The 16,629-nt window shown below is 27.2% G+C and carries 18 protein-coding genes; 4 read left to right on the plus strand and 14 right to left on the minus strand.

Features of this window, described 5'->3' with window-relative positions; all coding sequences use genetic code 11:
- Positions 1 to 23: 23 nt before the first annotated feature.
- The 5 genes from CM240_RS15175 to CM240_RS15195 form a co-directional block, all read right to left on the minus strand.
- Entirely contained in the window at positions 24 to 1,268 is a 1,245-nt protein-coding gene (locus CM240_RS15175; protein WP_051483896.1) for a sensor histidine kinase, read from the minus strand.
- A complete protein-coding gene (locus CM240_RS15180) occupies positions 1,268 to 1,951 on the minus strand; it encodes a response regulator transcription factor (RefSeq protein WP_044040335.1) in 684 nt (227 codons plus the stop codon). The genes CM240_RS15175 and CM240_RS15180 overlap by 1 nt, the downstream gene beginning before the upstream one ends.
- Positions 1,952 to 2,043: 92 nt before the next feature.
- Positions 2,044 to 4,500, minus strand: coding sequence for an ABC transporter permease (locus CM240_RS15185; RefSeq protein ID WP_044040336.1), 2,457 nt, complete (start codon positions 4,498 to 4,500; stop codon positions 2,044 to 2,046).
- Between the two features lie 11 nt (positions 4,501 to 4,511).
- Complete coding sequence (locus CM240_RS15190) at positions 4,512 to 5,177, minus strand: ABC transporter ATP-binding protein (protein ID WP_044040337.1); 666 nt, start codon at positions 5,175 to 5,177, stop codon at positions 4,512 to 4,514.
- Positions 5,178 to 5,297: 120 nt separating this feature from the next.
- The gene (locus CM240_RS15195) at positions 5,298 to 6,008 is read right to left on the minus strand and encodes a DUF434 domain-containing protein (RefSeq protein WP_044040338.1); all 711 of its coding nucleotides are present in this window, start codon (positions 6,006 to 6,008) and stop codon (positions 5,298 to 5,300) included.
- A 172-nt stretch (positions 6,009 to 6,180) separates the two neighbouring features.
- On the opposite strand from CM240_RS15195, the gene CM240_RS15200 reads away from it, so the two are divergent.
- Complete coding sequence (locus CM240_RS15200; protein ID WP_044040339.1) at positions 6,181 to 6,501, plus strand: FlxA-like family protein; 321 nt, start codon at positions 6,181 to 6,183, stop codon at positions 6,499 to 6,501.
- A gap of 64 nt (positions 6,502 to 6,565) precedes the next feature.
- On the opposite strand, the gene CM240_RS15205 is transcribed toward CM240_RS15200, so the two are convergent.
- The 7 genes from CM240_RS15205 to CM240_RS15235 form a co-directional block, all read right to left on the minus strand.
- Positions 6,566 to 7,132 (minus strand): CHAP domain-containing protein, encoded by a 567-nt coding sequence (locus tag CM240_RS15205; RefSeq protein ID WP_044040340.1) that lies wholly within the window; start codon positions 7,130 to 7,132, stop codon positions 6,566 to 6,568.
- 209 nt (positions 7,133 to 7,341) lie between these two features.
- Positions 7,342 to 7,599 (minus strand): hypothetical protein, encoded by a 258-nt coding sequence (locus CM240_RS15210; RefSeq protein WP_044040341.1) that lies wholly within the window; start codon positions 7,597 to 7,599, stop codon positions 7,342 to 7,344.
- 94 nt (positions 7,600 to 7,693) lie between these two features.
- Positions 7,694 to 8,014 (minus strand): DUF5661 family protein, encoded by a 321-nt coding sequence (locus CM240_RS15215; RefSeq protein ID WP_044040342.1) that lies wholly within the window; start codon positions 8,012 to 8,014, stop codon positions 7,694 to 7,696.
- A 58-nt stretch (positions 8,015 to 8,072) separates the two neighbouring features.
- Positions 8,073 to 8,543 (minus strand): hypothetical protein, encoded by a 471-nt coding sequence (locus tag CM240_RS15220; RefSeq protein ID WP_044040343.1) that lies wholly within the window; start codon positions 8,541 to 8,543, stop codon positions 8,073 to 8,075.
- Between the two features lie 728 nt (positions 8,544 to 9,271).
- Entirely contained in the window at positions 9,272 to 11,170 is a 1,899-nt protein-coding gene (locus CM240_RS15225) for an ABC transporter ATP-binding protein (protein ID WP_242838506.1), read from the minus strand.
- The gene (locus CM240_RS15230; RefSeq protein ID WP_044040345.1) at positions 11,160 to 12,896 is read right to left on the minus strand and encodes an ABC transporter ATP-binding protein; all 1,737 of its coding nucleotides are present in this window, start codon (positions 12,894 to 12,896) and stop codon (positions 11,160 to 11,162) included. Before CM240_RS15230 ends, CM240_RS15225 begins: the two co-directional genes overlap by 11 nt.
- Before the next feature lie 52 nt (positions 12,897 to 12,948).
- Complete coding sequence (locus CM240_RS15235) at positions 12,949 to 13,380, minus strand: MarR family winged helix-turn-helix transcriptional regulator (protein ID WP_044040346.1); 432 nt, start codon at positions 13,378 to 13,380, stop codon at positions 12,949 to 12,951.
- Between the two features lie 305 nt (positions 13,381 to 13,685).
- Here CM240_RS15235 and CM240_RS15240 point away from each other — a divergent pair, with 305 nt between their 5' ends.
- The gene (locus CM240_RS15240) at positions 13,686 to 14,228 is read left to right on the plus strand and encodes a GNAT family N-acetyltransferase (protein ID WP_044040347.1); all 543 of its coding nucleotides are present in this window, start codon (positions 13,686 to 13,688) and stop codon (positions 14,226 to 14,228) included.
- A gap of 104 nt (positions 14,229 to 14,332) precedes the next feature.
- On the opposite strand, the gene CM240_RS15245 is transcribed toward CM240_RS15240, so the two are convergent.
- Entirely contained in the window at positions 14,333 to 14,782 is a 450-nt protein-coding gene (locus CM240_RS15245) for a GNAT family N-acetyltransferase (protein WP_044040348.1), read from the minus strand.
- 243 nt (positions 14,783 to 15,025) lie between these two features.
- On the opposite strand from CM240_RS15245, the gene CM240_RS15250 reads away from it, so the two are divergent.
- Positions 15,026 to 15,226: a hypothetical protein gene (locus CM240_RS15250; RefSeq protein ID WP_044040349.1), complete on the plus strand. Its 201-nt coding sequence runs from the start codon at positions 15,026 to 15,028 to the stop codon at positions 15,224 to 15,226.
- Positions 15,227 to 15,232: 6 nt separating this feature from the next.
- Here CM240_RS15250 and CM240_RS15255 read toward each other — a convergent pair whose 3' ends face one another.
- Entirely contained in the window at positions 15,233 to 15,640 is a 408-nt protein-coding gene (locus CM240_RS15255) for an ester cyclase (RefSeq protein ID WP_044040350.1), read from the minus strand.
- Positions 15,641 to 15,786: 146 nt separating this feature from the next.
- Between CM240_RS15255 and CM240_RS15260 the strand changes: the two genes are divergently transcribed.
- A complete protein-coding gene (locus tag CM240_RS15260) occupies positions 15,787 to 16,575 on the plus strand; it encodes a MerR family transcriptional regulator (RefSeq protein ID WP_044040351.1) in 789 nt (262 codons plus the stop codon).
- Positions 16,576 to 16,629 lie beyond the last annotated feature (54 nt).

Here is a 16,629-nt window from a genome sequence, read left to right on the forward strand (position 1 = left end):
TTTGCAATATTATACCATATAAATTATTTTCTTAAAAAGCTAATTATAAAAGTAGTACCTTTTCCTTCTTCACTATCTACTTTAATTTCTCCTCCTAATCCTTCTATAATAGTTTTAGATAATGATAATCCTATACCAATGCTCTTAGGATCCTTACTGTTTTCCCCTTTATAAAACCTCTTAAAAATATTCTTTTGCATCTCCTTTGGTATACCTTTTCCGTTATCTTTAATATAAACTTTAGTTATTAATGGACCGTTAACAACTTCAATTTTTATTTCTCCACCTTCTTTTGTATGTTCAACACTATTTTTAATTATATTTGTGAAAGCCTCTGCAAGCCACTCTTTATCATGAAGTAATTCTGAATCTAAATCTCCAGTAATAACAAGATTCTGACTTTTACTTTTTATAGTTTCTTTTAAAGAGGAGATAGCAATATTTATTGTTTCATTAAGCGGCTCTAATTCTTTTTGAAAAACAACTGCCCCAGCTTCCAATCTTCCTACTTTTAGTAAATTCATAATTAGCCATTCCATTCTACTAAGTTGCTCATCACACTTGTTTAAAAATTTTATTCTATCAGTATAAGGCATATCTTCATTTTCTTTTAACAAATCATTTAACATTATTAATGATGACAGCGGTGTTTTTAATTGGTGAGAAATATCTGAAAGATAATCCTTTAAATTTTCTTTTTCTTTTGTTAATAAATTAATAGAATTATTCACTCTCTCGCCCATATAATTCAATGAAGAAATTAATATTGCCATATCTCCTTCATTAAAATCACCCTCAATACTTTTATACTCTCCGTATGACATTGATGAAACTTTATTTACGATATCATCTATATTAATATATATTCTTTTTAGTTCTCTAATATAAAAGAAATATAAAATACTAAATATGATAATAAAAAATATAGAAAATGTTATAAATATTTCTTTGTAAAAATATACGATTAGCTCATTAGAATCTTTTGACATTTCATCATCATAACCATAACTTTTCATTACCTCTTTAGCTTTTGAAAAATCTTCTTTATTATGTACTTTAGGTAAATCACTTATAATATCTCCTATGTCCATTTTTTCAGTAAATTTTGAAATAATAATTGTATTATTCTCAATAATTTTTTTATTTATATTTCTAGTTATAAAAAAAGCTATAGCACTAATAGTTATAATAGCAGCTATTAGTAGAAGAAGGTATTTTATTGTAATTTTTTTGACCTCTGGATTTCGATATAATTTTCTAATATTCATTAATTATCATCCCCGATCCATCTATAGCCAATGCCTCTAACAGTTTCTATATATGCTATTGAATCATCTTCACCTAACTTCTCTCTTAATCTTTTTATATATACATTTAGGGTTTTTTCTTCTACAAAATTTCCTTCAACATCCCAAAGCTTTTCTAAAAGCTGTTTTCTTGTTAATACATTTCCTTTATTTTCTATCATCATTAACATAAGCTTATATTCTACAGAAGTTAATTGTACCTTATTTCTATCCTTATATACTTCATACTTTAAGGGCAATATCGTTAAGTCTTTATAAATTATTTTATCGGAAATGTCTCTCTTAACATTCTTTCTTCTAAATACTGCATTAATTCTAGCAATAAGTTCTCTTACTCTTATTGGTTTAGTTAAATAATCATCTGCTCCGAGATCTAGTCCTAAAACTATATTTACTTCTTCATCACATGCTGTTAGAAAAATAATAGGTATATCACTGTTATTTCGTATTTCTCTACAAAAATCATATCCATTTCCATCTGGTAACGTTACATCTAGTAGAATAAGGTCAAAAATTTCATTACTTGTAGCCTTTCTTCCTTCCTCTATATTATTAGCAATAGAAACTTCATAACCTTCATTCTTTAACGAATACTCTATTCCCATTGACAATGTTTCATCATCTTCAATTAATAAAATTCTCATCTTCCCACCCCATATAAATTTTACTATAAACATTATATCTAATTTTATTTAATAATAAAAATGCTGCAATTCCTTGCAGCATTTCTTATAAATTATTCGTCATCACTAATTCCTTCTACTATGGTTAACTTTTTCAATCTTCTAAGTGGCACTAATGTTGATATATAAGTTACCAATATAGCTACTAATATAGAAAGTGTGAATACTATATATGGGAATTGATATTTTGTATCTGCAATAGCACTACCTGAATTAATCATCATTTGACTTAGTATTGCTGATAATATACCACCGACTATTGATGCTATTATTCCATATAAGGTACCTTCAAGCATTACTGTTTTCTTTAATTGTCTTTCTGTCATTCCCATAGCTTTCATTGTTGCAAATTCTTTTTTTCTTAGTAATAAGTTTGTAGATATAGTATTAAATATATTTACTACTGATATTATTGTTATTATTATAATAAAGCAATATACAAAGAACTCAATTTGTCCATATATTCTATTAATTTCTTCTACTTGAGAACCTAAATCAACATATTGATAATCACTATTATTATTCATATCAAAATACTTTATAGCATCTTCTCTATTTTTATCATTATCAAATTTAAATATTAATGAATTGATATCAGCATCTTTTAATGAAAAAATTTGTATTCCGTAACCAGGATATGTTCCTGTAAAAGGATTTTGATTTAAAATAGCTACTATAGTATATTCAATAGAATTTTCTTTTACTGATTTTTCAACAGATTCTTTTGTAAAATTTTCTTCTGGTAACTTACTTAGCTTTATTTTGTCACCAACTTTATAATTGGTTTTTCTTAATATCTTTTTATCTCCATTTTCATCTCTTGTAGACATACCATCAACTAATACTATTCCATTATCTTTCAATTTATCATAATCAATTTTCCCCTCAATGACATACTTTTTAGCTAAATCAAATTCATTCTCATCATGGCATGTATAAGTTTCAATATTAATTTGGCTATATCCATATTGACTAAAAACATCACCTGAATTTTTTTTATCTTCTATAATATTATCTTTAGGTGCCAATAAGCTTTCTACTTGATAATAAACTTCATATATCTTAGAATACTTAATATTATTTTCTATACTTTTTATTTCTTCATCATTAAAGTCTCTATCTCCGCTTTTACTAAGTACAGAATCATAAGCTACATTCATAAATTCACCTTTTATAGCTTGTCTTGCAAAATCCATAAAGCTATAGAAAACGTTAAATAAAACTATAGATATAGTAAGCGCTATCAAAGTTACAACAAATCTCATCGGTGTTCTTCTTATATTTTTATATGCCATACTTCCTTCTATACCAAATACTTTACCAATAATCCTTGTTTTTCTTCTCTTTATCTTCCCTAATTTAATCTCACTTTTGTTTTTCATTGCATCTACAGCACTTATCTTCTTAACTTTTCTTACTGGTACTAATAATGATAATAAAATTGTTATTGCAACTAATATGGCTGTAAAGATTATTATTATTGGATAGAATTTTATACTAAGTTTAGTTAACATTAGTTCATCACCTAAAAATATTTTTACACCAAACTTAAGTGAAAAAAAGCCTATTATTGATCCTATTGGTAATGCTATTAGACCCATTAAAAATCCTTCTCTATAAACGATTCTTTTAATTTGCTTATTTGTAGCACCAATAGCTTTTAAAATACCAAAATACCTTATTCTCTCTATAATTGACATATTAAAAGAATTATATATTACAGTAATAGTACATAATATTACTATAGATATTATAAAAATTGCAACATTTTTTATTCCTCTGTCTATAGCTTCACTACCACCATTACCAGTTAAATATAATAATTTACTATTATCATTTTTTGTTTCATCTTTTAATGTTATATTGGCATCTTTGATTACTTTAGAAATTATATCTTGTTTTTTACTAGCACTATTTAAATTAACATAAACATTATAATTTTTACTTTTATCTATTTTATTTAAATAGCCATCAAAATCTAATTCATTACCATTGTTATATCCATTTATTTTCTTAATTCCAACAACTGTCCTTGTAATATCAATATTATTTTCATCTTTTAATGTTATCTTATCACCTAGTTTTATATTCAACTTTTCTTTTGCCATAGTATTTATAACTATCTCGTCAGTATTACTAGGCAATTCACCTTCTACTAAAGTCTCTTTATAAATTCTTTTATAAAAGCCACCATTACCATAATCTATCAATATATCGAAATCTTTGCCTTCAATTTTATATATCATTGAATCACTTTTAGTTATACTACTATTTTTTACTTCCACATTATTAATTACCTTATCTGCTTCCTCTCCAGTTATGTCTTTTAACATAAATTCAAAGTCACCTGACGCTCTTTCACTTGCTATCATAGAATCTCTTAAACTTAATAGAAATGTACCAATAGCAAAAATCAAAATAGTCGCTAATGCAATACCAATTATAGTTAAGGTTGTTCGTTTTTTATTTTCTTTCATATACCTTATAGATATATCACTATAACTTTTCATCGCTTTATCTCCTATTCTACTACTTTTCCATCATTTATTTTTATTATTCTATCAGCATTTTCCGCAATGCTTAAATCATGAGTTATTACAATTGCTGTTTGATTATATTTTCTAATAGAAAACTTCAACATCTCCATTATTTCCTTTGATGTTTCGCTATCAAGATTACCAGTTGGCTCATCAGCAAGAACTATAGAAGGTTTGTTAATAAGTGCTCTAGCTATAGCAACCCTTTGTTGTTGTCCTCCTGATAATTCTGATGGCAAATGTATTTCCCTACCTTCAAGTCCTAAAGTTTTTATTAAGTCTTTATAGTATTCATCATCAATAGCCCTATGATCTAATAATGCTGGCATCTTAATATTCTCTTCTACAGTAAGTACTGGTATTAGATTGAAAGATTGAAATACAAATCCAATTTTTCTTCTTCTAAAAATAGCTAGCTCAGTCTTATTGAAATTATATATATCTTTATCTTCAATCAATACTTTTCCTTCACTTGGTCTGTCTACTCCCCCTAATTGATGTAGTAGAGTACTTTTCCCTGAACCACTTGCACCGATAATTGCTACAAATTCACCCTTTTCAATTTCTATGTTCACATTATCTAAAGCTTTAACCTTGTTTTCTTTTTTCCCATATACTTTTCCTAAGTTAATTGTTTCTATTATTTTCATCATGATTTCCCCTCTCATCTATCTTATGTAATTATAATACACCAACTTTATTACTGTAAGATTAAAGGGATTATTACAATTTTGTAATAATCCCTTTTACTAATTTAATAACTCTTAAACTTAATATAAAAAATCAATATATGAATAACTATGAATGTTCCCCTCAATAATTTTTCTGTTTAAGTTAATCCAACTTCTACATTTATCAAGAATAATAGCATCAGAGGTAATAACATTTTCTAATTTTTCTAATACTCCATCAACATTATTTATATTATGTACTTCTACTTCAAAATTGTAGCTACTTAAAGTATTCAGTATAACTTTTTTCAAATTACCAGAGTTTGATACCGGTGCATCTAAATAAAATATGGCTTTTCTTATTTTTTCTTTTTCATATATATCTCCTATTAAATTTAAGGCTTTTTCCGTCTTATCTATAATTCGATATGTACCTCTAAGTCCTGCTAAATCTCTTATAGTCCCATCCATACATTTTAACAATGTAGAATTTGATAGTGCCACTTCTAAAGTAATTATAGTATTAAACCCATCAATATTAACAGTTAGTCCTTCTAAACTAGTTCTTATTTCTTTACTCTTCCTCCTATTTATATTATCTTGTGATGATACAACCCTAGCTAAAGCTAATCGTTGTCTTTCTGATAATAAGTAATGATTACCGACAAAAGTAGATGCACTTTTTACATTGTAACCTTCATTTAAAAGATAATATAAATTTTTAGCAGATTTATTTAACTTTTCTATGGATTTTATACCAAATTCATTTTTATCACTAGGATAATATCCCCTTCTAACTTCTCTACTCATAACATACCATCCAATTTTTAATATATTCCGTAACTTATATTATTATATCTTTTTTTACTTCATATAAACTCCATATTAATAACACAGTAACTTCTTAAGCATAAGAAATGCGAAACCGATATTTTAAATATAAAATAAAAATTATTAATTGTTTACCAAAGGGGGTATTATAATGCAAATTGGAAATATTAATAGTACTTATAGCTATAGTACTAAATCCACTAATTCTGAATCTAGTATTAAGTCATTGGAAACTAAAATTTCAACTATTCAACAAGAGATAATGTCATTATCTAATGATGAAAGTTTATCTGATGAAGAAAAAAATAAAAAAATTCAGGAATTACAATCAAAGTTGCAACAATTACAAAGTCAATTGACTAAGAAAAAATCTGAATCAGAAAAAGCTTCAAATTCTAAATCAAATAATACTCAAAGTATAAAAAAAGATTCAGAAAAGAAAACAAATTGCTCACTAGATACTTATTGCTAAAATATTAATTCAAAAATTCAGGTTACTAAGATTTTTAGTTCAGTACTAGACACCGCTTTTTCTCCTATTCTTCATCTTTTCTCAGCCATCCTACTGGCTTATGTTTGTCACCAACAAAATATTTATTATCTTTTTCTACTAGTTTATATTTTTCTCTTGATTTTCCCCAGACATTTTGCTGAATCACTTCTATATATTGATTTGTAACCTTCGTTACAATAGCAACATGTCCATATTTTGTATCATTAAAAACAATAAGATCATCTTCTTCTGGCTTCATGTTACCCCCATTTCTATATTGAATTAAATTTCTTCTTTCATTCAACTCTCCTTCAGCAACATTTTCATCAAAAAAATCTTTAGCATTGCCATATCCATCTGGCATACTATGATTTTTTGCATCATAATAGAAACGTTTTACATATTCTACGCACTGCCACTTGAAACCGTAGTAATATCCATCAGTACTATAATTTTCACCATAAGATTTAGCATACACTATGCCATTATAATATACTGGAACGTTCTTATACTGATCTATTTTTTTCCCTATTTTGCTACTGTCATATAAAAAATATGTTATTCCTAAAAATATAATCACTATTAATAATCCTATATGTTTTCTTCTCATACTCAAAAACCCCCAAACTATAATTTTATCGCCATAATATTGTCACAATAAGATTATATACTAACAGTGTAATTAAAAGTTGATATACCTTTTAAATTTTTTCATTCTTCCGTTTTTCATATTTTAAGGAGTGGCTTATTTATACTTAGCCACTCCTTATATAATATAAAAAGAATGGCTCCTCTTCTGAAAAAAGCCATTCTTTTAACCTACACCTTGATCATTTCAATGTTTTCTAATACAGATAGTATATATCTATGAAGTCCTTGTCCTTCTAAACTATTAAACATAAAACCTACTCTTTTTATTTCCATTGAATTTTTGAAATTATAATTTATATATATATATCTTTCACACTGATAAAGCCATTCTCTATATTCTTCCTTAGAGAATTCTTCTTCCCTTTTATCAAAACTTCTACCTATTAACGTTAATTCTTTTAATTTATCTCTACTATTTTTATTCATAAATTTCAACCTTCTTTTAATTCCTTTATTAATATCTATTTTAGAAGATTGAAAATGATTACAAAAATTCAGAATTATTATATAACCACATTATCTATTTTTTATTTTTCCAATAGGTTGTTGCCTCCTCTTCAAGTTTTGATAACCTAGTGTAATAATCGGGAAATTCTAATAAATGAGCTAATGCAATTTTTCCAGTTAATATTGGATTATCCCCTGTTATATTTGCCCTGGGATATCTAGTTCCATGTTCTAATTCCACATTTAATCCTTTTGCAAATTCCCGTAAGTTAAATAATTCTTTAGTAAAATCAATTTTTAGAGATTCCGCTACTTGTTTTGCTTCTTCTATAGTAAAAGATTTTTTAATTTTACTTTCACCTCTAGATTTTCTTTTAATCCAATTCAATATCATCCTTATACCTTACTTTAATATTATTTACATGGTCATTATATGCTTATATATTACTTTATTACTCTTGTCCATAATTGTAATTATTATTTTTTTCTTCAATTACTTCATTTACCAAAGGTTTTTCTTCCTCCACATAATTATATTTATCATCAAACTGAGTTTTATTTTCTTCCGTTATAACAGTGCAACGACTAATAATTGTGTCTTTATCTGCAAAATAAAATATATTTCCATTTTCATATTTATCTTCCTTTGCATTAATAATTACAACATAATCTCCTTCATCAAAATCTAGCTTTTCATTACTATAAGACAGCGAATTATCTAAAAAATTTATAATTATTGTATTAAAATCCCATGTTTGAACTTCCATGTAGTTCTGAACAAAATTTATATAGTTAACATGAGCTCTGTAAAAATCAATATTTGTTTCTATGATATTATTATCATATGTCCTCTTATTCTTATCCTCAAGACAACCAGTAAAAAATAATACTATAATCATTAAAATACATATAAGTTTTTTCATTATCTACACCCCTCAATATAGAATATTTATTATCTATATAAGGGATTTATTTTACTTTTTTTAATTTATGCTATGTTAACGAACAGCGTTGATAATGTAGAATATAATAATGAAATTTCTTTTCAAGAGTTCCATTATTTCACCATTTAAGGAACTTGTACATTAATCAAATTAACTCAGTATATTTATAATTCTAGTAAATATTCTATACCGTTGCTTCATTTGTAACTTCTGTAGCAATTAACCCTAATACAACAACTTCTTCGAGATATTTCTAAATTACTTCCTGTCATGATTTTCCTAAAGCCTGAATATCTCTTTTTACTGGCTTACAGCATCCTTTTCTACTAAATCAAGCTATTGCTATAATAATTGGCAAAGTAACTATCATTAAAACCATTGATTGCACTACAGTTCTTGTTGCATATTTAGGATTACAATTATATTGTTCAGCTAAAATAGCATTTAATGATCCCGCTGGCAATGCTGTTTAAATAGTGATAGTTAATTTTTCATGTTTGTGTGTAAATAGGTATTAGTTTACAATACCATAATAATGATTATGTAAACTAAGATTTATATAAAATCTTATCATAAAACTACTGACACCACACTTACAATTAAACAAATTCCCAACAGAAAGTTCCACTACAATTGCAAATTTAAAAAAGGCTCTCGCCTACAAATTTTCATTTGTTAATGCGACAACCCTTTTCTATTACTAATTTTTATGAAAGCTCAAAAGCTCCTGTATACAATTGATAATATTTACCTTTTTGTTTTATCAAGTCATCATGACTTCCTCTTTCAATGATTCTACCTTGCTCTAAAACCATTATTACATCAGAATTCTTAATAGTAGATAACCTATGCGCAATAACAAAAACTGTTCTACCTTCCATAAGTTTATCCATACCTTCTTGAACAATCCTTTCTGTCCTAGTATCTATACTTGATGTTGCTTCATCAAGTATTAAAACTGGAGGATTTGCTATAGCTGCTCTAGCAATTGCCAATAACTGTCTTTGTCCTTGAGATAAACTAGCACCGTCACCAGTGATTACTGTGTCATAACCCTTTGGTAAGTGATGAATAAATTGATCTGCATTTGCAAGCTTTGCTGCAGCAATTACTTCTTCATCAGTAGCATCTAGTTTACCATATCTAATATTATCTGCTATAGTTCCAGTAAACAAGTGAGTATCTTGAAGTACTATCCCCAACGATCTTCTTAAATCATCTTTTTTGATTTTATTTATATTAATACCGTCGTATCTTATTTTACCATTTTGAATATCATAGAAACGATTTATCAAATTAGTTATAGTTGTTTTCCCTGCACCTGTTGCTCCAACAAATGCTATCTTTTCACCTGGTTTAGCAAACATATTTATATCATGTAATACAATTTTATCTTCTTTGTAACCAAAATCAACATCTTCAAAAACAACATCTCCAAGCATTCTAGAATAAGTAACTGTACCGTCATTATGTGGATGCTTCCAAGCCCATACCCCAGTACGTTTATCAACTTCTTCTATATTACCACCATCGGTTATTTTTGCATTTACTAATCTAACATAACCATCATCTTCTTCTGGCTTTTCATCAAGAATTTTAAATATACGTTCAGCACCTGCTAAAGCCATTATAATAGCATTAAATTGTTGAGCCACTTGTGTTATCGGCATATTAAAACTTCTTGTAAGTTGTAAGAATGATGCAAGACCTCCTAGTGTAAGTCCTCCGACACCACCTATTGCTAAAAATCCTCCAACAATTGATGTAGCAACATAATTTAAATGGCCTAAATTACCCATAATTGGCATAAGAATATTTGCTAAAGTATTAGCATTATTCGCACTCTCAAAAAGCTTATCGTTTAAAGCATCAAAATCTTTTTTAGCCTCTTCTTCATGACAAAAGACCTTAACTACTTTTTGACCTTCCATAAGTTCTTCAATATATCCATTAAGAACCCCAAGATCTTGTTGTTGTTTAACGAAGTGTTTACCACTTTTTCCTCCAAGAGTTTTTGTAATATACATCATAATAATAACCATTACAACAACAATTCCTGTAAGCGGGATACTTAAAACAAGCATTGATATAAAAACGCTAATAATTGTTATTACAGAAGATAATAATTGTGGTAATCCTTGACTTATCATTTGTCTTAAAGTATCTGTGTCATTTGTATATAGACTCATTATATCCCCATGAGCGTGACTATCAAAGAAACCTATTGATAACTTTTCCATATGTTCAAATAAATCATCCCTAATAGATTTTAATGTACCTTGAGAAATATTTATCATAAGTCTATTATATAAATAAGTTGCAAAAACACCAATATAATATATTACACCCATAACTATCAATGCCTTCAAAAGAGGTGCAAAATCAACATTAGTTGTTTCTTTTAAAAACGGTGTTATATAGTTATCAATTAACTTTTTTAAGAATAATGTACCAATAACACTAACAATGGAACTTACAAATATTGATAACAATACAACTACTACTTGTAACTTATATCCTCTAAATAAATATCCAAGTAATCTTTTAATAGTTTTCATTGGATTCGTAGTCCCTTTTTCAGGATGATTTCCTTGTCTATTTTTCATCACTATCATCCCCCTTTACTTGTGATTTATATACTTCTTTATAAATTTCATTATTTTCTAGTAACTCTTCATGTGTACCAAATCCATTTATTTTACCATCATCTAGTACAATTATCTTATCTGATTCCTGTACTGATGATATACGTTGAGCAATAATTATTTTCGTTGTATCTGGAATAGTTTCTCTAAATGCTTGCCTAATAAGTGCATCAGTTTTAGTATCAACAGCACTTGTTGAGTCGTCTAAGATTAATATCTTAGGTTTTTTAAGTAATGCCCTTGCAATACAAAGTCTTTGTTTTTGACCTCCTGATACATTACTTCCACCTTGCTCGATAAATGTATCATACTTATCTGGGAATTTTTCTATAAACTCTTCCGCAGATGCTTGCCTACATGCTTTAATTATTTCTTCATCTGAAGCGTCTTTATTCCCCCATCTCAAATTTTCTTTTATTGTACCAGAAAATAATACATTCTTTTGAAGAACCATAGAAACTGCTTCTCTAAGTGTTTCTATATCATATTCTCTAACATCAACACCACCAACTTTAACAGAACCTTTTGTAACATCATAAAGTCTTGGTATCAGCTGAACTAATGTAGATTTAGAACTTCCAGTTCCCCCGATAATCCCTATTGTTTCTCCAGAATTAATAGTTATATTTATGTTTTCTAAAGCTTCACTGTCCTTATCGCTTCCATAACTAAAACTTACATCAGAAAATTCTATAGTTCCATCTTTTACTTCATAAATAGGATTTTCTGGATTAGTTAAATTACTTTTTTCATCTATAACTTCAACTATTCTCTCTGCTGAAGATTTTGCCATTGTAACCATAACAAAAACCATAGAAATCATCATTAAACTCATCAGAATATTGGTAGCATAAGTAAATAAACTCATAAGCTCTCCAGTTGTCATAGTACTAGATACTATCATCTTTGCACCAAGCCAAGACATAAGTAAAATACAAGTATACATTGTAAATTGCATAATTGGTGAATTTAGAACTATTAATTTTTCTGCACTTATGAAAAGATCTCGAAGAATACTTGACTCCTTATGAAATTTTCCAATTTCATGTTCTTCTCTAACATAAGCTTTAACTACTCTAATCGCTGATAGATTTTCTTGAACACTTGCATTTAAATCATCATACTTTCTAAAAACTCTCTTAAAAAGTGGATGAGCTTTTGTCATAATAAAATATAATGATACTCCAAGAACTATTATTGCACCAACAAATATTAAAGATAATTTTGCATTAATCCAAAATGACATAACCATTGCAGAAATAAGGGTAAATGGTGCTCTAACAAACATTCTTATTATCATTTGAAATGCATTTTGAACATTAGTAACATCTGTTGTAAGTCTTGTTACTAACCCTGCTGTAGAATATCTATCTATATTAGAAAAAGAAAAGTTTTGTATATTATAATACATTTCTTTTCTTAAATTTCTTGCAAACCCTGTAGATGCATTAGCTCCATATTTTCCCCCAAGAACTCCAAAAGTAAGAGAACAAAATGCTGTAACTATCATAACTGCTCCTACAATAGTTACATATTTCATATCCCCATTTCCTACACCATTATCAATAATTTTTGCCATTAGAAGTGGAATTATCATTTCCATTACTACTTCCAAAATCATAAAAATCGGTGTTAAGATAGTTGCTTTCTTAAACTCCCCGATATAACTAGCTAACTTTTTTATCATATATTCTCCTCCTTTTGATAGATTTATAGCTATATCTATAAAAGAATTGTTATTACTCTTCAATTCTTTTATTTACCCTATTAAGTATATCAATGAATAAATTCATTTCATCTTCTGTTAATTCATCTTTTACATAGTTTTCAAAATCATCAATATCATTATGCACCTTGCTATGTAATTCTAAACCTTTCTCTGTTAATACCAATTTTTTTAATCTAGCATCTTTTAAAACAGATACTCTTCTTACATAACCTTTTTTCTCTAATAAAGTGATAACACTGGTTACTGATGAACGTCTAATATCAAACTCTTCCTCTATATCCTTTTGAAACACATCACGTTTTACTGATTCAAATTTTATAAATCCAATAATCTTTCCTTGTATTCCCGTTACACCATACTTAGAAATTTTATGATTTATTACTCTTTTAAACTTGTTTGATAAAATATCTATCTCTTTTCCTATATGAAAATCTCTATTCATAAATATACCTCTAAATATTTGTTAGATTCCTAACTAATTTTACTTCTATATAATAACTTTGTCAATGTATATAGCTACATAATTATTACAATAAAAAAGCTGTGCACTAATTATTAATGCAACAGCTCTAAATTAAAGTCTCTATGTTAATCTAGATATATAAATTAAAAAGAACGAATATCAACAATTATATAATTCAAATTTGTTAATAAATATAGTTATGATATAATGTATGTACACAATGACATATGTTGTAAAGCAGTTGTAAAATACACAATGATTATTCTAAAAGGAGAAAGGCAAGAATGAGTATTTATATCGAAACTGAAAGACTTCTATTAAGAGAATTTACTCTACATGATGTGGAAGAATTACACTATATTTGTAGTCAACCACATATATTAAAATGGATGCCTGATTGGAAAAGAACAGTTGCAGAACGAAAGGAATGGATAAGTTGGGTTCAAAATAATTATTTAAAAGCGACAAAAAATGTTGCAAGAATAATGCTTGCAGTTACTCTTAAATCTAATAAGCAACTTATAGGCATGGTGGGAATTGGTAACAAAGAAGAAGTAAATAATGAGATAGAAATAGCATACTTTATTTCCCAAGAATTTAGCAATAAGGGATATATAAGTGAGGCTTCAAAAGCAATGATAGAATGGGCATTTACTAATTTAAGACTTAATTATCTAATTGCTATTGTTGAACATGATAATATACCATCCCAAAGGGTAGTTGAAAAATGTGGATTTACTAAACTAAATACCAAAATGATTTTAAATAGTGGTGACACCAAAGAAAAGCCATTTTATTATTATCGGCTGTATAATAAAATGCATTGATATTAGCAATAATACACAACCATTAATAGGTAGCCTAAATTTGAGTTGAAATTGGACTACCTATTTTAGAGTGTATATCTCAATAATTATGAATTTCTATTAACTTATTTTAATTTTTTTATATATTCAATTTCATCTTCATTTCTTGAAACCTCTACATAACCAAATTTTTTATATAGATGTTGATTACCTACACTAAATATAGGTGTTGAAAGTTGCCATTCATTAATATCTGGATATGCTTTTTCAATCAATTCCATTACTCTATAGCCATAACCTTTTCCTTGAAATGATGGTTCTATTACAAAATCCTCAAATCTCATCTTATTATCTCCCAAAGGGATAAGAAACAATCCTCCTATAATTTCATTATCTAATTCAATTTTATAAGCAATAAAGTTTTTGATAATACTAATTTGAGATTCAACCTCATTATATCCTGGAGGCCCACCATTCCTTCCCAAATAAGTATTAATTTCTTTATTGTAGGCTTTTATTTTTATGTCAGTAATTAACTTAGCATCCTTAATATTTGCTTTATTTATTTCTAACACTCACCCTTCTCCTTCCATATAACATAACCACATTTTCAATATATTTCTTTTATATCAGTATTATTAATAGAATTCTCTTTCATCTTTTATGATTTGCAAATTCCCATTATTCACTTGTCGCACATTACTATTACCTAATCCTTGTACCTATAATCCCGTAGAATCTCTACCTATATATGAACCAATGCCGAATATTCATAATAATATAAAGTATACCATTAAGTATTAAGAGGAGTATTTCAAATGGAAAATTCATTTATAATATATATTAATCAAAGAAGTAAATCATTTTGCTTTGTCCAATCTTCAGAATATATGATCAAAATACCTAAGTATAAATCAGTTTCATTAAATATTAATGTTCCAAAAATCTATATTGATACATTAAAAAAGAATAATTACATTGAAGTAAGCTATAACGAATTTAAAAAGTATCTTTATTAAATTCATCTATAATCTGTTCTGAATATCAATTAACTTATTTCTAATTTCAGTATCAGGCCAATACCCCCAAGATTCTGTTATCTTCCCATTGCTAATGTGAAAAATCTCAATAGCTTCCCATTGAATTTGTTTATTAGTAGCTTTAATGCCCATATATTCTTTACTATGAGTTGCACTAAACTTAAACCGACCTACTACCTTATTCTTTTCTTCTATTAAATCAAGGACTTCTACTTTCATATCAGGGAAACTATTCTCCACAATTTTTAATATGCCAATTGCCTCTTCATCACTTCTTGCTGAAGCAGGACTATGGTCATAATAATCCTTTGATAATAATTTAATGACTTCATCATAATCATTATCATTATATCCTTTTACAATAAATTTAGTAACTATTTCTTTATTATTCATTCCCTTCACCCCTTATATCATAATTTTAATACTAACTTAACCTTATGTAAATGTTTTCCTTGTGATTATTAAAGTTGACTTTAACGTAATGTAAAAGCTTATAATTAAATCAAGCTGGCTAATAAATACATTTAGGAGGTTAAAAAATGCTTACAATAGGAGAATTCTCTAAAATCTGTAAAGTAAGTACAAGAACATTAAGACATTACGATAGTATAGATTTAATTAAACCAAAGAAGATAAATGAAGAAAATGGATATAGATATTATGAAATAGATCAAGTAAAAGAAATGATAATGATTGAAAGACTAAAAAAATACCAATTCTCTTTAGATGAAATCAATGAGATCTTACATTCAAATACTAACATTCTTCTGGATAAAATCATTGTTCAAGAAAAGAAAATTAAAAATATTATTTCTCAATATAGAGAAATTGAAAAACAAATGAAAGACGATATTTTAAGATTAAAGAAAGGTTTTGATATAATGACATTTGTTGAAGATATAAATATTAAATTAATTGATACTGAGGATATTAATATTTTAAGTAGTAGACAATTAATGAGTACTGATGAATATGGTAAATATATTGGAAAGCTATTTGAAATAATAAGCAAAAACAACTTAACGGTAATTGGTCCTCCTATGTCTATATACTATGGATCAGAATTTAATGAAGATGAAAATGATACAGAAATTGCTGTCCCAATAAAAGAAAATTTTAAGGGAACAAAATTGTTACCTGGTGGTTTATATGCTACAGCAACAATAAAAGGTGCTTATAGTAATCTTTCATTTGGATATGGTAAATTGATTGAATGGATAAATAAAAATAATTATAAGATAACTGGTGAATATTATGAAAAATATTTAAAAGGGCCTATGGATGGAGGTGAAATCATCACTGAAATATATATTCCACTGATTAAATAATCTTATAGAAATTAAAATTAATATATAATTACAAATTCCCTTCACTAAAATGTA

Origin of the sequence: Clostridium bornimense (assembly GCF_000577895.1) — a bacterium.
GTDB classification, from domain to species: Bacteria; Bacillota; Clostridia; order Clostridiales; family Clostridiaceae; genus Clostridium_AN; species Clostridium_AN bornimense.

Coding starts and splice junctions, on each gene's coding strand:
- CM240_RS15175 (WP_051483896.1), bottom strand. CDS start 1,268: ATGAATATTAGAAAATTATATCGAAATCCAGAGGTCAAAAAAATTACA.
- CM240_RS15180 (WP_044040335.1), bottom strand. CDS start 1,951: ATGAGAATTTTATTAATTGAAGATGATGAAACATTGTCAATGGGAATA.
- CM240_RS15185 (WP_044040336.1), bottom strand. CDS start 4,500: ATGAAAAGTTATAGTGATATATCTATAAGGTATATGAAAGAAAATAAA.
- CM240_RS15190 (WP_044040337.1), bottom strand. CDS start 5,177: ATGAAAATAATAGAAACAATTAACTTAGGAAAAGTATATGGGAAAAAA.
- CM240_RS15195 (WP_044040338.1), bottom strand. CDS start 6,008: ATGAGTAGAGAAGTTAGAAGGGGATATTATCCTAGTGATAAAAATGAA.
- CM240_RS15200 (WP_044040339.1), top strand. CDS start 6,181: ATGCAAATTGGAAATATTAATAGTACTTATAGCTATAGTACTAAATCC.
- CM240_RS15205 (WP_044040340.1), bottom strand. CDS start 7,132: ATGAGAAGAAAACATATAGGATTATTAATAGTGATTATATTTTTAGGA.
- CM240_RS15210 (WP_044040341.1), bottom strand. CDS start 7,599: ATGAATAAAAATAGTAGAGATAAATTAAAAGAATTAACGTTAATAGGT.
- CM240_RS15215 (WP_044040342.1), bottom strand. CDS start 8,014: ATGATATTGAATTGGATTAAAAGAAAATCTAGAGGTGAAAGTAAAATT.
- CM240_RS15220 (WP_044040343.1), bottom strand. CDS start 8,543: ATGAAAAAACTTATATGTATTTTAATGATTATAGTATTATTTTTTACT.
- CM240_RS15225 (WP_242838506.1), bottom strand. CDS start 11,170: ATGAAAAATAGACAAGGAAATCATCCTGAAAAAGGGACTACGAATCCA.
- CM240_RS15230 (WP_044040345.1), bottom strand. CDS start 12,896: ATGATAAAAAAGTTAGCTAGTTATATCGGGGAGTTTAAGAAAGCAACT.
- CM240_RS15235 (WP_044040346.1), bottom strand. CDS start 13,380: ATGAATAGAGATTTTCATATAGGAAAAGAGATAGATATTTTATCAAAC.
- CM240_RS15240 (WP_044040347.1), top strand. CDS start 13,686: ATGAGTATTTATATCGAAACTGAAAGACTTCTATTAAGAGAATTTACT.
- CM240_RS15250 (WP_044040349.1), top strand. CDS start 15,026: ATGGAAAATTCATTTATAATATATATTAATCAAAGAAGTAAATCATTT.
- CM240_RS15255 (WP_044040350.1), bottom strand. CDS start 15,640: ATGAATAATAAAGAAATAGTTACTAAATTTATTGTAAAAGGATATAAT.
- CM240_RS15260 (WP_044040351.1), top strand. CDS start 15,787: ATGCTTACAATAGGAGAATTCTCTAAAATCTGTAAAGTAAGTACAAGA.